The organism is Shewanella sp. SM23, assembly GCF_025654295.1.
Lineage (GTDB): Bacteria > Pseudomonadota > Gammaproteobacteria > Enterobacterales > Shewanellaceae > Shewanella > Shewanella oncorhynchi.
Genome location: NZ_JAKKRM010000032.1, coordinates 1 through 17488, shown reverse-complemented (window position 1 = coordinate 17488; position 17488 = coordinate 1). Strand labels below are relative to the sequence as shown.

13 protein-coding genes and 1 rRNA gene are annotated in these 17488 nt (G+C 46.4%); 9 read left to right on the top strand and 5 right to left on the bottom strand.

From position 1 onward, the window contains the following. The 6 genes from L5L98_RS21690 to L5L98_RS21665 form a co-directional block, all read left to right on the top strand. A partial coding sequence (locus L5L98_RS21690; RefSeq protein ID WP_263143480.1) for an Ig-like domain-containing protein occupies positions 1-4512 on the top strand: 4512 nt, incomplete at its 5' end. 235 nt (positions 4513-4747) lie between these two features. Then, complete coding sequence (gene nudE / locus L5L98_RS21685; RefSeq protein ID WP_212601707.1) at positions 4748-5329, top strand: ADP compounds hydrolase NudE; 582 nt, start codon at positions 4748-4750, stop codon at positions 5327-5329. Between the two features lie 304 nt (positions 5330-5633). Further along, complete coding sequence (gene cysQ, locus L5L98_RS21680; protein WP_011848162.1) at positions 5634-6446, top strand: 3'(2'),5'-bisphosphate nucleotidase CysQ; 813 nt, start codon at positions 5634-5636, stop codon at positions 6444-6446. A 7-nt stretch (positions 6447-6453) separates the two neighbouring features. Beyond that, the gene (locus L5L98_RS21675; RefSeq protein WP_263143475.1) at positions 6454-6897 is read left to right on the top strand and encodes a GNAT family N-acetyltransferase; all 444 of its coding nucleotides are present in this window, start codon (positions 6454-6456) and stop codon (positions 6895-6897) included. 312 nt (positions 6898-7209) lie between these two features. Next, positions 7210-7821 carry a TetR/AcrR family transcriptional regulator gene (locus tag L5L98_RS21670; protein WP_263143472.1) on the top strand — a complete coding sequence of 204 codons (612 nt, stop codon included), beginning with the start codon at positions 7210-7212 and terminating at the stop codon, positions 7819-7821. Beyond that, positions 7812-9674: an MFS transporter gene (locus tag L5L98_RS21665; RefSeq protein WP_263143471.1), complete on the top strand. Its 1863-nt coding sequence runs from the start codon at positions 7812-7814 to the stop codon at positions 9672-9674. Before L5L98_RS21670 ends, L5L98_RS21665 begins: the two co-directional genes overlap by 10 nt. A gap of 79 nt (positions 9675-9753) precedes the next feature. On the opposite strand, the gene mnmH is transcribed toward L5L98_RS21665, so the two are convergent. From mnmH to L5L98_RS21650, 3 genes are all read right to left on the bottom strand, one after another. After that, the gene (gene mnmH, locus L5L98_RS21660) at positions 9754-10860 is read right to left on the bottom strand and encodes a tRNA 2-selenouridine(34) synthase MnmH (protein ID WP_263143469.1); all 1107 of its coding nucleotides are present in this window, start codon (positions 10858-10860) and stop codon (positions 9754-9756) included. Next, on the bottom strand, positions 10860-11918 hold the full coding sequence (selD, locus tag L5L98_RS21655; protein ID WP_263143467.1) for a selenide, water dikinase SelD: 1059 nt from the start codon (positions 11916-11918) through the stop codon (positions 10860-10862). Before selD ends, mnmH begins: the two co-directional genes overlap by 1 nt. A gap of 95 nt (positions 11919-12013) precedes the next feature. Next, on the bottom strand, positions 12014-13120 hold the full coding sequence (locus L5L98_RS21650) for an acyl-CoA desaturase (RefSeq protein ID WP_028759426.1): 1107 nt from the start codon (positions 13118-13120) through the stop codon (positions 12014-12016). A gap of 144 nt (positions 13121-13264) precedes the next feature. Here L5L98_RS21650 and fabR point away from each other — a divergent pair, with 144 nt between their 5' ends. Continuing rightward, positions 13265-13879, top strand: coding sequence for an HTH-type transcriptional repressor FabR (gene fabR / locus L5L98_RS21645; RefSeq protein ID WP_105251021.1), 615 nt, complete (start codon positions 13265-13267; stop codon positions 13877-13879). A 109-nt stretch (positions 13880-13988) separates the two neighbouring features. Here fabR and trmA read toward each other — a convergent pair whose 3' ends face one another. After that, entirely contained in the window at positions 13989-15086 is a 1098-nt protein-coding gene (trmA, locus tag L5L98_RS21640; RefSeq protein WP_198573328.1) for a tRNA (uridine(54)-C5)-methyltransferase TrmA, read from the bottom strand. 222 nt (positions 15087-15308) lie between these two features. On the opposite strand from trmA, the gene murI reads away from it, so the two are divergent. Continuing rightward, on the top strand, positions 15309-16133 hold the full coding sequence (gene murI, locus L5L98_RS21635) for a glutamate racemase (RefSeq protein WP_105251023.1): 825 nt from the start codon (positions 15309-15311) through the stop codon (positions 16131-16133). A gap of 36 nt (positions 16134-16169) precedes the next feature. Here the strand turns inward: murI and L5L98_RS21630 are convergent, their stop codons facing one another. After that, complete coding sequence (locus tag L5L98_RS21630; RefSeq protein ID WP_113941557.1) at positions 16170-16631, bottom strand: RNA-binding protein; 462 nt, start codon at positions 16629-16631, stop codon at positions 16170-16172. A gap of 653 nt (positions 16632-17284) precedes the next feature. Between L5L98_RS21630 and L5L98_RS21625 the strand changes: the two genes are divergently transcribed. Then, positions 17285-17488, top strand: a 16S ribosomal RNA gene (locus L5L98_RS21625); the annotation flags it as partial.

Here is a 17488-nt window from a genome sequence, read left to right as displayed (position 1 = left end):
TGGTTGAGCTTCACTGCGGCGACGGGTTTACTCAGTGGTACGCCAGGCAATGCTGATGTGGGCAGTCACGCTGTGTTACTGCGGGTGACGGACACGGACGGCTTAACGGCTGAGCAGTCCTTTAGCATTACAGTTACGAACGTCAACGATGCGCCGACGATTAGTTCGACGGCGATGACGGCAGCGACTCAGGATGCTGCGTACAGTTACACCTTGACTGCAACTGACTCCGATACCGGCGACAGCTTAACGCTGAGCGCAGTGACCAAACCGAGTTGGTTGAGCTTCACTGCGGCGACGGGTTTACTCAGTGGTACGCCAGGCAATGCTGATGTGGGCAGTCACGCTGTGTTACTGCGGGTGACGGACACGGACGGCTTAACGGCTGAGCAGTCCTTTAGCATTACAGTTACGAACGTCAACGATGCGCCGACGATTAGTTCGACGGCGATGACGGCAGCGACTCAGGATGCTGCGTACAGTTACAGCTTGACTGCAACTGACTCCGATACTGGCGACAGCTTAACGCTGAGCGCAGTGACCAAACCGAGCTGGTTGAGTTTCAACGCGGCGACGGGTTTACTCAGTGGCACGCCGAGCAATGCGGATGTGGGCAGTCACGCGGTCACCTTACGAGTGACGGACACGGATGGCTTAACGGCTGAGCAGTCCTTTAGCATTACAGTTACGAACGTCAACGATGCGCCGACGATTAGTTCAATGGCGGTGACGGCAGCAACTCAAGATGCGGCGTACAGCTACAGCTTGACTGCAACTGACTCCGATACTGGCGACAGCTTAACGCTGAGCGCAGTGACCAAACCGAGCTGGTTGAGTTTCAACGCGGCGACAGGTTTACTCAGTGGTACGCCGAGCAATGCGGATGTGGGCGGTCATGCTGTGTTACTGCGAGTGACGGACACGGATGGCTTAACCGCTGAGCAGTCCTTTAGCATTACAGTTACGAACATCAACGATGCACCGACGATTAGTTCAACGGCCATCACAGCCGCCACTCAAGATGCCGCTTACAGTTACAACTTAGTGGCCAGCGACTCCGATACTGGCGACAGCTTAACCTTGAGCGCAGTGACCAAACCGAGTTGGTTGAGCTTCAATGCGGCGACAGGTTTACTCAGTGGTACGCCGAGTAATGCTGATGTGGGTAGTCACCCGGTCACCTTACGTGTGACGGACACGGATGGCTTAACGGCTGAGCAAAGCTTTAGTATCACAGTGACTAACGTTAACGATGCGCCTGTTGCGACGAGTGCAAGTGTGACCTTAGAGGAAGATAGCTCTGTGATGATCACGCTTACTGGGGAGGATGCAGATAGTGATCCTCTTACCTATGAAGTGGTAAGCCAACCTGAGTCGGGCACTTTGGAGCAGCATGGAACTGTGTGGTTATACACACCGGAGAAAGATTTCAACGGTGCAGATCAGATAAGCTTTATTGCTAAGGATGCTGAACTGAGTTCTGAGCCTGCAACTATCACCATGAATGTCACGCCAGTGAATGATGACCCACAAGCTGTAGATGATAATTACACTCTAGCCAGCACCGCGGATGATAAATACACACTACCTGCGCTAGAGAATGATGTTGATGTGGACGGTGATACTTTGACTATCGATGGCGCGGCAGCAGACATAGGTAGTGTGCAGATTACTGCTGATGGACTCATATTTACTGCCCCTGCAGCTTATGTTGGTCCGGTCGCACTTCGTTATACCATTAGTGATGGTCAGAAAGGGCGCGCAAGTGCAAAAGTCAACTTACTGGTAGAAGGTGGGGAGGCTGACAATTTACCTGTTATTACTGTACCTAGTGATGTTGAAGTTAATGCAACAGGCTTGTTCACTCGAGTGGATCTAGGGTTTGCGAAGGCCGTCGATAGTAATGGTCATCCACTGCCCGTTTCTTTGGTCGATAAGCGTTTATTCTTTGCCCCTGGTAGTTATCTTGCTTACTGGCAAGCCGTAGATCGTGATGGCAACAAAGCGACTAAGGCTCAGAAAGTCAAAGTGCATCCATTAATTTCCTTGAGTAAAGATCAAGTCGTGGGTGAGGGTAATGAGGTTGTTGTTAGTATTCACTTAAACGGTGTAGCGCCTGAGTATCCAATATCAGTTCCTTATACGGTTGCAGGTTCCGCGGACAGCAATGATCATGACTTAGTCGATGCGGTAGTGGAGATTACTTCAGGTACATTGGCCCATATTCACTTTAGAACCATAGAGGATGGGGAAGTTGAGGCTGAAGAAGATTTGTTGATCAGCCTAGATCCAAGTTTGAATTTAGGCAGTAAGAAGCAAACACAAGTGTCGATCACTGAGGCTAACATTGCCCCGAGTGTGACTCTTGAGGTGACTCAAGCGGGTGAACGTCAGTTGATCGTGGCACAAAATGGTGGCGAGGTTCATATTCATGCGCAGATTAACGATGCCAACATGAACGATACTTTGACATCTGTATGGTCGAGTGGCGCGCTGAACTTGCAGTCCGATGATGCGGGGATGTTCTTCTTGCCGACAGAGGTCTTGCCGGGCATTTATCCTGTGAGCCTGACTGTGACGGATAGCGGCTTACCCGCGCTGTCTACCACGGAGAAAGTTTATATTGTTGTGCGCCCATCTTTGCCACCTCTGACGGGGACTGATACCGACGGTGATTTGATCCCTGATAACCAAGAGGGATTTACCGATACAGACCGCGATGGCATTCCAGATTACTTGGATGCAATCAATAATTGTAACGTGATGCCTGAAGGTGAGTTGCAGCCTGTGTACTTTCTGGCAGAGGGGCAAGCGGGCGTGTGCTTACGCTTAGGTAATATTGCACTGATGCAAGAGCAAAGTGGTATTCAACTATTACCTAATCTGGTTCCTGAAGACAGTATCGCGGCCAATGTGGGGGGGATTTTTGACTTCATTGCTACAGGACTACCGCAACAAGGGCAGAGTTACAGCCTGGTGATACCACAACGTTCGCCAGTTCCTGCCAATGCGGTATATCGTAAGTATCAAGCCCAAAATGGTTGGAAGGATTTTGTGATTGATGCGCGCAATAGTGTCGCCAGTAGTGAAGGCGAGCGTGGTTTCTGCCCTCCTCCTGGAGATAATCGTTGGACTTCTGGATTAACTGAAGGCCATTGGTGTGTGCAGTTAACCATAGAAGATGGTGGGCCAAACGATGACGATGGCGTCGCTAACCGAACCATTGTCGACCCAAGTGGCGTGTCAGTGATACTCAATGGTAACCATTTACCTGTGGCGAACCCAGATACGGCATCTTTACCTTGGAATCAGAGTCTCGATGTCGATGTGCTCGCCAATGATACGGATAGCGATGGTGATGCCTTGACGGTAACACAAGTCACCAGCGAGTTCGGAACCGTAGTTATCTTGGCTAATCAGCAGTTAAGTTACACGCCAGCAACCGATTTCATCGGTACAGATGTGCTGGTGTATAGCATTACCGATGGTAAAGGTGGTACTGCGAGTAGTGAGTTGACTGTGATTGTTAATGGCAATACGGCACCTACGACAGTGAACGATAGTGCTGCCATAGATGACAGAACGAGCTTGTTACTCGATGTGTTGAGTAATGACAGCGATCCCGATGGCAACGTTTTAACCTTAGTCAGCGCAACCGCGCAGCAAGGAACGGTTTCTGTTGAGTCTAATAAACTACGTTATATCCCTAAAACTGGATTTGATGGAGTAGATACTGTGAGTTATCAGATTAGTGATGGATTGGGCGGCGAAGCAACTGGGCAAGCGTTAATCACAGTTAAGGCATACCAAGATGTGGTGATAGATAACAAGTCGGGTGGAGGCGGTATGTCCTTATGGGCATTAGGTTTGATTCTTACAATGGGGTTAATTCGCCGTAAGGAATTACATAAATTAGTCTTGGGCGCTGTGTTGCTCGCAGGCTCCGTTAATCAAGCAAATGCGGCTGATAACTGGTATGTCGAGGGATTTGTCGGGCAAGCTCAGGTTGATAGCAGCAGGCGAGATCTACAGCCACAAGCGGGGACAGGCTTTGTAACATCGGTTGATGATAAAGATACTGCTTTGGGTGTGAGTATCGGTTATCAATGGACTCCCTTTGTTGCCATCGAATTAGGCTATGCCGACTTTGGTAATGGGACTGCGAGGATTGAGGGCGCAAGTCTCACCCCTGAGCAATATCATGAGCAGGTCAAAGCCGTAACGCCAGTACTGGTCGATGGTGTCATGCTGGGATTACGTTTCACTTTACTCCAACATGAAGCTTGGCGGTTTGAAGTACCCATCGGGTTGTTTAGGTGGCAAGCGGATATCAGTAGCACTATGGGCAATAGCCGTTTAACTACAGAGCTTGATGGTACAGATTGGTATGCGGGCGTGCGTTTTAGCTATCAATTTACTGAGTCATGGTCTGTAGGTTTGGGATATCAATATGTGGATATCGAGCCTAATGATTTCCTCAGTTACCAGCTCAATCTACGATATCAATTTTAAGCGTTAGCATATCAAAAGGGGCATTCGCCCCTTTTTACTATCCAATAAAACATCGTATTTGAGAATATTTTGAAGGTGTTCACTTAAGGCTGGGCTGGGTTTGTGATGCATATCGCAAAGGATTTGTGGCTTACCATTAGGAGCATGTAATAAATTCAGGTTGTAGATTAAAGACAGGATAGTAAGATTGTCACTTACCTTATTTAATTTATCGCTTTTTTATCCAGAGGCAGTTATGTCGCAACGGCAGAATAAGCCGGAAATATTGCATACCGAAGTTGTCGCGAGAAGCCGATTATTTCAAATTGAGCAAGTGCATCTTAAGTTCTCCAATGGTGTAGAGCGCCAATATGAGCGCATGAAAGGCGGTAGTCGTGGCGCTGTGATGATAGTGCCTATTCATCAAGGGAAAATGCTACTGGCACGCGAATATGCTGCAGGAACTGATAATTACGAACTCGGTTTCCCAAAAGGTTTGATCGATCCCGGTGAGACAGCAATAGAAGCTGCTAATCGTGAATTACAGGAAGAAATTGGCTTTGGATCGAATAAGCTCACCTTACTGAAAGAACTCAGCCTAGCTCCGGGTTATTTCTCTAGTAAGATGCAAATTTTTCTTGCAGAAGATCTGTATGAGAGTCGCCTTGAAGGTGATGAGCCTGAGCCAATTGATGTGGTGCCTTGGGCGCTCGCCGATTGGGAAGCCTTGCTCGATGATGTCGATTTTTCTGAATCCCGTAGTGTGAGCGCGTTGTTTTTGGCGCAAAAATATTTATACCCAAACAACCTGAAGATGCAGGATTCAGCGGGAGTTTAACGCACTTTAGGCAAGGCGGTTATTTGCAGACCTAGCGGGCTAAGTTAAAAATAACCAACACAGCATAAAGTGCGTTAAAACCCGCCGGGACGGAGCGCCTAGGGCACTCCACTTCGGCGTTGCATCAATTTAAAAGGTGGCCGACATTCTGTCATTGATGCGCCTTGAATTGAAGCACCCTAGGCGCTCTGAAACTCGTATCTTCAGGTAGCTTGGGTATATAACTTAAATAATCTTTTTCCTTTTAAGCGTTCAGAGTTTGCACGCTTGCAAAACATTCGCTCAGCAGGCGATTGGAGTTGTTATGAAGCCAGAAGAGTTGATCGACGAAGTTATTGCGATTGCGACCGATGCAGGGATAACTATCCGTGACATTTATCTCAAAGGTAATTTTGAGCGAGAAATGAAGTCTGACAATACCCCTGTCACTTCCGCAGATTTAGCGGCGAACAAGATCATTTGTGACCGATTAACCGCCTTAACGCCTGATATTCCAGTGTTATCTGAAGAAGCCGCTGACATTCCGTTGAGTGTGCGTGAATCTTGGAAGCGCTATTGGTTGGTGGATCCGCTCGATGGTACGGGGGAGTTTATCGCCGGCAGTGGTGATTTTTCAGTCATTATTGCGCTGGTGGAACACAATCGTCCCGTGATGGGCGTAGTTTATGTGCCGATGACGCAAGTGTGTTATTACGCTATTGCTGGTTTAGGGGCGTACAAACGCACGGATAAACAAGAAGTGCGTATTAGCAGTCGCCAAATTGAGCACCGTGAAAAGGTATCCCTAAGATTGGCCGTAAGTCGCCGTCAGGACCCTCAATCTGTGTTGACCCTATTCAACCATCCCAAACACTGCGAGTTAGTCGTGATGGGGGGCGCAGCGTTAAAGAGTTGTCTTGTCGCCGAAGGTCGTGCTGATTGTTATGTACGAGTCGGACCAACGGGTGAGTGGGACACGGGAGCTGCGCAAATTATCGTCGAGGAAGCGGGGGGACAGCTGATGGATACTGAGCTGCAACCGTTAACCTACAATGAGCGCGAGAGCTTAGAGAACCCTAACTTCATCGTTGTTGGCGCACCCAACTTAGAGTGGGATAAGATTTTAATAGGTGAATGATTTTCGAATGCAGTCTATACGTCCGGTGTTAAAGTCAGAGTTATTCTCGGTTTATCAGCTCGAACAGGCTATTTTTGGCGAGCACTGCTATCCCGATTTTTTCTTCCGTCAGGGATTTGATTGTTGGCCAGAGCAATTTTTAGTGGCCGTGGATGCAAATAATCAGCTACAAGGCTATTTGCTCAGTGCCCAGAGTAGCGATCCTAACTGCATGTGGATATTATCTGTCGCAGTGAGTGAAAATGCTCGTGGGAAGGGATTCGGCAAGCGTTTGATGCAACAATGTTTAGCCGAGTTGCCCGTGTCAGTTGAGCGGGTGTGTTTAACCGTTGATCCGAGTAACCCTGCCCATGGCTTATATCTGCATTTAGGTTTCATTGATTCAACTTTTGAGGCCGATTATTTTGGCGATGGCGCAGATAGGGTTGTGATGATTTATCGCAGGCCTTAAATCGAGCGCTTATCTTTGAACCAAAGATTATCCTCAAATAAAAATCACCTTTGAATTAAGAATGATTTTTAAAAATAATGGACGGTGTGCTGACTGAGCGCGCCGTTTTTTATGCTCTTTTAGGTGATGTCATCCCATGGATCCCGTTCGGCTTGCTGAGGGAATCTAATTCGAGTGCCTATCTTTATCCATCATCCTCAATAATATCCTTCATTATTTACCCTCTTCTGTACGTAAAACAAACTTATTTTGAACGTTGTTTTTTATTTTAACTACTGTTAGTCTCTTGCTATTCAACAGGGGATGAGACCTATGGCCAGACGAAAAGAACACAGCCATGATGAAATTCGCGCGATGGCAATACAAGCGGCAACTGAGTTACTGATAGATCAAGGTGCCATAGGGCTCAGCTTACGCAAAGTGGCCAGTCAAATTGGTTATGTCCCTAGTACCTTGATCAATATTTTCGGCAGCTACAACTATTTATTACTGGCGGTTTCTGAGTCAACGCTTAGGACTTTGCACGATCGATTGACGGGTGTTCGCGCAGCCGACAGTTTAGGTAAAATTATTGCAATGGCGTGGGAGTATAGTCAATTCGCCCATGAGCAGCGCCAAGCTTTCAAGCTGGTTTTTGAGCTGCAATTACTCGATTCTGAGCCCTTGCCTGAATCGCAAGGGCAATTGATTGCGGGGTTATTTACTCTGATTGAGCGTGAATTGGCGCAACTATTTCCCGAGGTTACGCAGGCGCAGCATCTCAGTATGAGCCGGGTATTATGGGGGGGAATTCATGGGCTGACCTCTCTGTCACTCGATAATAAGCTCTTCGCTGAGTCATTATCACTGCAGGATTTACTCGAGAGTCACGTACAAGCGTATTTACAAGGAATGGGTTACCAGAAGGAACTATCATGCTGCTAACAAAACGTTTTTTACCCTATTTTGCGACTCAGTGCTTAGGCGCATTGAATGACAACATCTATAAAAATGTGTTGCTGCTATTAGTGACCTTTAACCAAGTGAAAGACCTACCCATAAGCGTCGATATGTTTGTGAACTTGGCGGCTGGGGTGTTTATTTTGCCATTTTTCCTCTTTTCGGCCCATGCGGGTGTGGTCGCCGATAATATGGATAAGGCCAAACTTATCCGCCGATTGAAACTACTCGAAGTCATCATCATGTTTAGCGCCGCGATTGCGATTCTGAGCGAGAGCTACATGATGATGTTATTACTGTTATTTTTAACGGGTAGCCAGTCAGCATACTTCGGTCCGGTTAAATATTCCTTGTTACCCCAAGCGTTGAAAGAGGACGAGTTAGTCACAGGCAATGCTTGGGTTGAGATGGGCACTTTTCTCTCGATTCTGGTGGGCACTTTGAGTGCGGGGATCTTGGTTTCTAATGGAAACGGTACGCTTTGGTCGGCGATTACTGTTGCTGTATTAGCCTTTGCAGGATATTTATCGAGCAGAGCGATTCCTGCATTACCCCCGCAGGGCGTCATTGAAAAAATACGTTTCAGGCCGTTATCGGGCACTTGGCGTAGCATCAAAAAAGCCCGTCAAACGCCTTCAATCTGGATGGCTATCCTCGCGATCAGTTGGTTTTGGTTTTTAGGTGCGACCTATCTGACTCAGTTTCCTAACTTTGCTAAGCTGCATTTGCATTCTGGTGCGACTGTGGTGTCATTATTATTAGGCATGTTTTCCATCGGGATTGCTGTTGGCTCCTTCGTTTGTGAACGTTTCTCCTACGGCCATGTGGAACTCGGTTTGCTGCCATTTGGGGTATTGGGATTAACTATCTTTGGTGTCGATTTGCTTTGGGCTATTCCACCTGCGCCAGTGGATGCTGGTTTTGTCTATGGATTAAAGGCCTTTATTGGCGAGTCGCAACATTATCGGGTGATGCTGGATTTCTTTATGATCGGCGTTAGCGGTGGCTTGTTTATCGTCCCCTTGTATGCGTTTATTCAATCTCGTTCGCCTAAGGGTGAATGTGCTCAGGCGATTGCAGCCAATAACATTATGAACTCATTGTTTATGGTGGTTTCGGCACTGTTATCTATGCTGTTACTGGGCGTTGCAGGTTGGACTATTCCACAGTTATTTCTGCTACTCGCCGTGATGAATGCTGTAGTCGCGCTCTATGTTTATTCACAAGTACCAGAATTTACACAACGATTTATCAGTTACTTACTCAGTCATGTTATGTATCGAGTGACAGTCACAGGCCGAGAGAAAATTCCAAAGGAAGGGGCTGGCATCATAGTTTGTAACCATGTGAGTTATGTGGATGCATTGATTATTATGGGAGCGTCGACACGGCCAATCCGCTTTGTGATGGATAAATCCATCAGCGAAATTCCTCTGTTGAAGTATTTGTTCCGCCATGCAGGTGTGATCCCTATCTGTTCGCCTAAGCAAAGTGAAGAGACCTATAATCGTGCCTTCGAGGCGATTCATGAAGCGCTCGCCAATGACGAGTTGGTATGTATTTTCCCTGAGGGGCGACTCACACCTGACGGTGAACTTGGCGATTTTCGTCCTGGAATTGATAAGATTTTGGCCAGAGATCCAGTGCCAGTCATTCCTATGGCGCTGCACGGATTATGGGGTTCTTACTTTAGTCACAAGGGCGGACATGCCTTGGCTAAAATGCCCAAGCGTTTTTGGTCAAGGGTGTCGGTGGATTTAACGGATGCCGTTGATGGTAAGCTTGCGAATAAGGAATCTTTGAGAGTCCAAGTGGCGAGCCTGCTGGGCAAGTCTTAAATTCGTTAAGGTATGAAATAAAGTGAAGTGATAACCGCGGATCTAATGTTCGCGGTTATCTCATTTATGCGTGGGCAATTTATCGAGTTTGATAACTATCCAACCATTCGTGCATCGCTTGATGTGAGCCTTTAAAAAGAACACGTTCGGACTTTTTCTGTAATTGGTATTGATACATGGGATCGTAATACTTGTGCAATAACAGGTTTATCCAGACTAAGTGCAGCGAAGTATCATTCTGGTTGATTTGTTGATCGAGGGCTTGTTGCATCAAATCTTGCAGTTCTTGATGTTGTTTTCCGCCTAAACGTTTGCGAATACTCACTAAACTCTGTAATAGATATTCACTGAAAGCCGCAAAACCTGCTTCCGGCCCTAGGCGCTCACAGAAGCCGCTATACATTTTATGCACATACTCATAGCGTAAGCGTTCGAGCCTCGCATCGTCCGACTCTTCTAGCACTAAAACATTAGCGGCTTGCATGGCATTGTAAAATGTCTGCGGCAGCGCCGAACGCCCAATCAGGAAGCTTTCATCTTCGAGCAGTAAACACGCCGCGCCACTTGTTTGGTGCTGTAGCAAGGCAATGGCGAGTTGATTTTCAAAGTTAATCTGCGTTGGCTGTGGGTCGATATTCTTTCCAAAACTAGAGCCTCTGTGATTGGCTATCCCTTCAAGATCAACCGCTTCTTTACGCTGTAGTAGAAAATCGGTTTTACCGCAGCCCGTCATCCCGCTCAAACTCAATAACGGTTGCTGAGTCGGTGTCGCTTCAATCACGCCAATCAGATATTGGCGCATGGCCTTATAGCCACCCTGAATATAAGGGACTTCTACACCGGCTTCTTTAAGCCATTGTTGCGTGAGTTGCGAGCGCAGGCCGCCGCGAAAGCAATAAAGGTAAGCATTAGGATTGGCTTTAACATAGCTAGCCCAAGCCTCGATTCTCTGTTGCTTGATGGGACCATTCACCAGTGAATGACCCAATGCAATCGCGGCTTGCTGACCAAATTGCTTATAACAAGTACCGACTTTTTCCCTTTCACTATCCAGCATCAAGGGCAAGTTGGTCGAGTTGGGAAACGCACCTCGAGTAAACTCTATGGGCGCTCGCACATCCATCATCGGATGTTGATTGAGAAAGATCTCCCGATATTGCTCTGCGGCTACAATAGCGCTTGGCATCAGCACAACACCACATTCGCTGCAGTGGTCGGTATTTCCAGTGACCCAATGCAGATTGGGGTTATGTGGTTCGTATCGAGTAGGGCAATTAATTCCGCTTCAGCTGCGGCCGAGACGGCAACTAACAGGCCACCACTGGTTTGCGGATCGCACAGTATCGCTTTTTGATGCTCGCTGAGTTCAGGGAGATGCTCGCCATAACTGTCGTAATTACGGTGAGTCCCGCCAGGAACACAACCTAAGGCCAAATAATCTAAGGCGCGTGGTAACAATGGCACTGCATCAAATTTAAGCTTCGCAGTGAGGTTGGCGCCTTGGCACATTTCGAGTAAGTGTCCCGCCAGTCCAAAACCTGTGACATCGGTCAGGGCATTTACACCGCTAATTTTTGCAATGGTCGCGCCTATAGTATTGAGTTGGCACATGGCATTGACCGCAATGAGGCTATCTTCATCGCGGAGTTTTTTCTGTTTTTGCGCTGTGGTTAAAATACCAATGCCGATAGGTTTAGTGAGATATAAACGATCGCCGGCTTTAGCGGTATCATTCTGTTTTAAATCACTTAAGGCAATTTGCCCGGTAACCGCGAGGCCAAAAATAGGTTCGGGTGCGTCTATGCTATGACCACCGGCTAGCATGATCCCCGCTTCCATGCAGGCTTGTCTGCCGCCATCGACCACTTGCTGTGCGATTTCTGCGGGTAGTTTATTGATTGGCCAACCTAAAATTGCAATCGCCATAATAGGCGTGCCGCCCATGGCATAAATATCGCTAATCGCATTGGTCGCTGCGATACGACCGAAGGTGAATGGATCGTCAACAATTGGCATAAAAAAATCGGTAGTGCTAATGATGCCTATGTCATCATTGAGTTTGTACACTGCAGCATCGTCGCGGCTCTGATTACCAACCAGCAGATTTGGATCGGTAAATACAGGTAATTGCGAGGCTAAGATAGTGCTGAGCACTTTAGGGGATATTTTGCAGCCACAACCTGCGCCATGACTATATTCTGTTAGCTTGATTGATTCTGGGAGTGTAACTGGGGAATCTGACATGATCTCAACAGCCTATTTAAGTGATTAAGGCATCATCATAATCAGATACGGCCACCATGCAAGGTGGCCGTATGACTTTCGGGCAGAATTGTGGCTTAGCTATAAGTTGCGGTCAGGCTGCGCCAATGTTTTTGCTGGACTAAGAAACGCGCCTTTAGCTCTTCAACTTGTTGCAATAGTTGCTGATCGACAAGTTGTTTACGCTTGGCCTCAAGCAAGGTTTTCTGTGCTTGATAGTAATCCATTAAGTGCAGCTTTAATAACTCATACTCTGCTTGGATTTTTTCAATAATTTCATCGGCATTAGGCAGGTTATTAACCTTCCGCTTGGTACGTAATAACTGCATCTGTAAGCGTGCGCTCTCGATACGTTCCTGTGGACTCGTACGCAAATCCTTAGCTAATCCCAACCAAGATAATGACTTAATCAACCATTTGGTTGGATCGTAGTGCCACCATTTAATGCCATTACGATAATCATTTTCGAAAATATGATGGAAATTATGATAACCCTCACCGTAGGTCAACATGGCCAAGAAGCCATTATCGCGGGCGGTATTCTTATCTGTATAAGGCTGGCTGCCCCACACGTGGGCTAAAGAGTTGATAAAGAAAGTGCAGTGATGCACCACCACTAAACGCAGTAAACCCGCCATCAATAACATCGACAGCACGTCACCATTGAGCCAACCAAGCAGTGCAGGCAGCCCAATGTTCATTAGCAACACGAGTGCGAGGTAATGTTTGTGTTGCCACATGACAATACGGTCATTTTGCAGATCACGCACATTTTGATAATCGTGATAGCGTTGCGACTGATACTCACGCAGCATCCAACCGATATGGCTGTACCAGAATCCCATTTTGGCTGAGTACGGGTCCTTGTCGTTATCATCTACGTGCTTGTGGTGGACTCTGTGATCAGATGCCCAGTGCAATGCACTGTTTTGTAATGCTAAAGCACCACCAAGGGCATATATAAAACGCACCGCCGGATGGGCTTTATAGGCCTTGTGTGACCAGAGTCTGTGATAACCTGCGGTGATTGACAGGCCACTGGCAAAGGCTAAAACAATAAAAGCGATCCATTCACTGGCACCATAGCCATGAACAATACCGCGCCATGGAACTAAAATTACCGCACTGAGGAAAGTGATGGCAAACAGACTGACATTAAGCCAGATGATAGGGGGTTTTTTCATTATAGGTTTCCAAAATTCGCTTTTGAGCGTACATCTGTAAGCTAATTTAGCTTAGCTATATTGTTTGGTCAAGGACGATGGGGCTGTGTTTAATGCCTAAAAGCGGTATTATCGCGTTATTACATTCAGTTAGCGGATTTAAGAATGGGTATTCGAGCACAGCAAAAAGAGAAAACTCGCAGAGCTTTAGTCGATGCGGCCTTTAATCAGCTAAGTGCTGAGCGCAGTTTCTCAAGTCTGAGTTTGCGAGAGGTTGCTCGGGAAGCTAATATCGCGCCGACATCTTTTTATCGCCATTTTAAAGATATGAACGAACTTGGTCTTACTATGGTGGATGAGGGCGGGTTAACCCTAAGGCAGATGATGCGTAAAGGCCGTCAGCGAGCTGAAGTGGGTGGCAGTGTGATCCGTATTTCCGTTGATACCTTTATGGAAGTGCTTGATTCTAATCCAAACGTATTCCGTATTTTATTGCATGAACGCTCTGGAACCTCGGCTGCATTCCGTGCGGCAGTTGCCCGCGAAATTGAGCATTTTATTTCTGAATTGGCTCATTATACCGAAGCCAAAGCGGGTCGAACCCCCTTGCTAGCCCGTGCGCAGGCTGAAGCTTTAGTGACACTGGTGTTTAATGCCGGCGCTTCCGCATTAGATATGAAACGGGCTGACCGCAAAATTCTTGCCGATCAATTAGTCATGCAATTGCGCATGGTCGCCAAAGGCGCCGAGGCTTTGCAGCATAAGGTTGAACACCGCTAATCTGAGTGAGATGCAGATTCACTAAAATAATGGAGCCTAAGGCTCCATTATTTTTTTAGCGAATTTACGTTTAAGTGTTCTGCAGTCGAGCTCAGTGTATCTGAAGTGATTAACGACGCTCGAGTAGTACACCCGTTTCCATGTGATCTGTGTAAGGGAACTGATCAAACAAGGCAAAGCGGGTCACTCTATGGGTTTCGTTCAGTTGTTGCAGGTTATCTTTTAAGGTTTCAGGGTTGCAGGAAATATACAAAATCCGCTCATAACCTTGGACTAACGCCAGCGTATCAGGATCAATCCCCGCGCGTGGTGGGTCAACAAAAATGGTGTTGCAAACGTAGCTGTCAAGATCGATACCTTCTAAACGTCTAAAGCTGCGTTTCTTCGCCATGGCATCGCTAAAGTCTTCGGCTGACATACGAATAATCTGCAGATTATCAATACCATTCACTTCGATATTGTATTGCGCCGCATCGACTGAAGGCTTAGCGAGTTCGGTGGCCAATACGCGATTAAAGTTTTGCGCTAGTGCGATAGAGAAGTTGCCATTACCACAGTAGAGCTCGAGTAAGTCTCCCTTACTGTTTTGAGTCGCATCGATAGCCCACTCCAACATTTTTACGGAAACTTTGGCATTGGGTTGAGTAAAGCTGTTCTCGATTTGCTTATATAAGAAGGTTTTATCATTTACTTGTAATGACTCAACCACAAAGTCTTTATCTAAATCGATTTTTTGCTTACGGGCACGGCCGATAATGTTGACGTTAAACTGGCTACTTAACTTGGCTTTCAATGCAGCCGCATCGGCGCGCCATTGGTCATCAAGCTGCCTGTGATAAAGCAAAGACACTAAAATCTCGCCGCTTAAAGTCGACAAAAAATCCACTTGGAACAGTTTGTGCCTTAGACTCGGATTCGGTTTCAGCTCGGCGATTAAGGCCGACATCATTTGATTGATGAGCACGCTAGCTGGTAAGTATTGATCGCAACGTACCTTCTCATTCAATACTTTATCGAACATGTAATAGTATAAGTCGTCACCATCATGCCAGATGCGGAATTCGGCGCGCATACGGTAGTTAGCTGGCTCTGAGGCAAAAACTTCAACACTCGGTGTTTCAAATTGGGCAAAGGCTTGTTCTAGCTTGATACGCTTGTGTTCTAACTGCGCATCATAAGTCTGAGGGTCCATTGCTGCTAAGTTCATTGTTTGATTCACCGTTGCTGTAAATTGGGGCGCAAATATTATACTAGGTGACACGAATGTCCAGTATCTTGCTTTTGCGGTTTTCGCAAAGCTATGGGAAAATCCGCGCACTTGAATGTGGTTCTATGGTATTTGGCTGGATTCTGTCGGTAAAGCAGCCATCGAATCGTTAATGCGTCCAATCTGTATAGTTTATTTATATATCCGAAACTGGAGATTCGCTTGTCGCGACCTATATTAGTGTTTGATTCTGGGATTGGTGGTCTATCTGTACTGGCTGAAATCCGCAAGAGTTTGCCCCATAGCGACTATTGCTATCTTTTCGACAATGCTAGGTTGCCCTATGGAGAGTTGGAAGAGCAGGTATTAATTTCTGGCTGTGTCGAATTAGTATGCGATCTAGTGGCTCGTACCAATGCAATGATAGTGGTCGTTGCCTGCAATACTGCAAGTACTGTTGTATTACCGGCATTACGTGCACATCTTACTGTCCCTGTCGTAGGTGTTGTCCCCGCCATTAAACCCGCCGCTCTAATGTCTAAGAGCAAACGTATTGGACTCTTGGCTACACCTGGCACAGTTAAGCGTCATTATACCCATGAACTTATCAGCCAATTTGCTGATGATTGCCATGTCGAACTCTTTGGTTGTTCTGAATTAGTGATGATGGCAGAACAAAAAGTGGCGACTGGAATGTTGGATATGCATAGATTGGCACAGTTACTGGCACCAGTCGTTGCCGCACAATTGGATGTTCTCGTACTAGGTTGCACTCATTTCCCTATGATCAAAGCTGAATTACAACAAGTGCTCGGTGCGGGCGTAAAACTAATGGATTCTGGCGCTGCTATTGCTAAGCGAGTCGTGACTCTTTTAACGCAACAGAATCTTATTATGGAAGATCACAGAGTAACAGATGAGAGAGAAGCAGTAAGGGAGTCGGTGATGCAAGCTTTCTATACTAAGGTGGGAATCAGCGAAGGGTTAACAACAACATTAATTGATTGTGGCTTTTCAACTATCGAACGAATCACCACAACCAACTAAATTACAAAATAAAGCAAAACAGTTTAAGCGGTGATGCTACTCGTCTGTCCCTGTACGGTCGGCAGCTTCCGAATCTTGTGTTTTTGCTTCTCTTACTTTTAAGGTTCTTTCTTGGAAACTATAGTCATTCAGTTTAACCATGGCTTTCTGAGCGCCTGATTCTGACATTTCCACAAAACCAAAACCTTTACGACGACCCGTTTTACGATCTCTGACTAAACGCACAGAGTTTACTGGACCAAATTCGCCAAATAGTACTTTTACTTCACCCTCATGAACACGATAAGGCAGGTTACCTACATATAAGGTCATTGTAGGGCCAACATATTGTTCTTCTGAAGCATGAGATGATGAAGTCTCTGGAACAAATTTAAAAACAAGACTTGCAATGATAGCGCCAGCGACAAAAGCAATAGCTGATAATGGCGTTGCGAACTGAGATAGTGCTACTGCGCCAATAATGGCGACAATCAAGACAATAAGAAATGACTTTTGCATAAGAATGCTCTCTGATGAATGGGAAATTGATAAATAACTGTTAACAGCAAGTATATGGTAATGAATTATTTACTTTTACACTAGACCATTGCTGAAATATTGAGCGTGAATTATCAATTATTAGATAAAAAACCTTACGTATCTCCGATAAATAGAGCTTATAAGCTAAAAAATGGACATAACGTTTAAAATATCGACGTGCGATTCAATGATCGATAAAAAGCCCTTGCGGACTTTCTCAATCTCCCTATAATGCGCATCCACTGACACGGCAGACAGCGTAACGCAAGTTAAGCAAAGAAAGCCATGCAGCTCATCGATTAGCGAGCTAAACGATGAGTGTTGAGAAAGTTGAAAAAACTACTTGACGCACTAACGGGAATGCGTAGAATACGCAGCCCTGACCCGCTGAAAACTCAGTGTGTGGTCAACGCTCTTTAACAATTTATCAAGCAAATCTGTGTGGACACTCACAGGTGTTGAGTTAATCGAAACTGCTTAACCTTCGGGTTGGCAGTCAAAAATTTAAATCAATGTAACAATGAGTGTTCATAGCAATATGTACATAATTTTGATTTCGCTTTTTTAAAAGCGGAAACAAATGACAGAATTCATTGAGCCGCTGAAGTCGTAAGACGGAAGCAACAAAACTTTAATTGAAGAGTTTGATCATGGCTCAGATTGAACGCTGGCGGCAGGCCTAACACATGCAAGTCGAGCGGCAGCACAAGGGAGTTTACTCCTGAGGTGGCGAGCGGCGGACGGGTGAGTAATGCCTAGGGATCTGCCCAGTCGAGGGGGATAACAGTTGGAAACGACTGCTAATACCGCATACGCCCTACGGGGGAAAGGAGGAG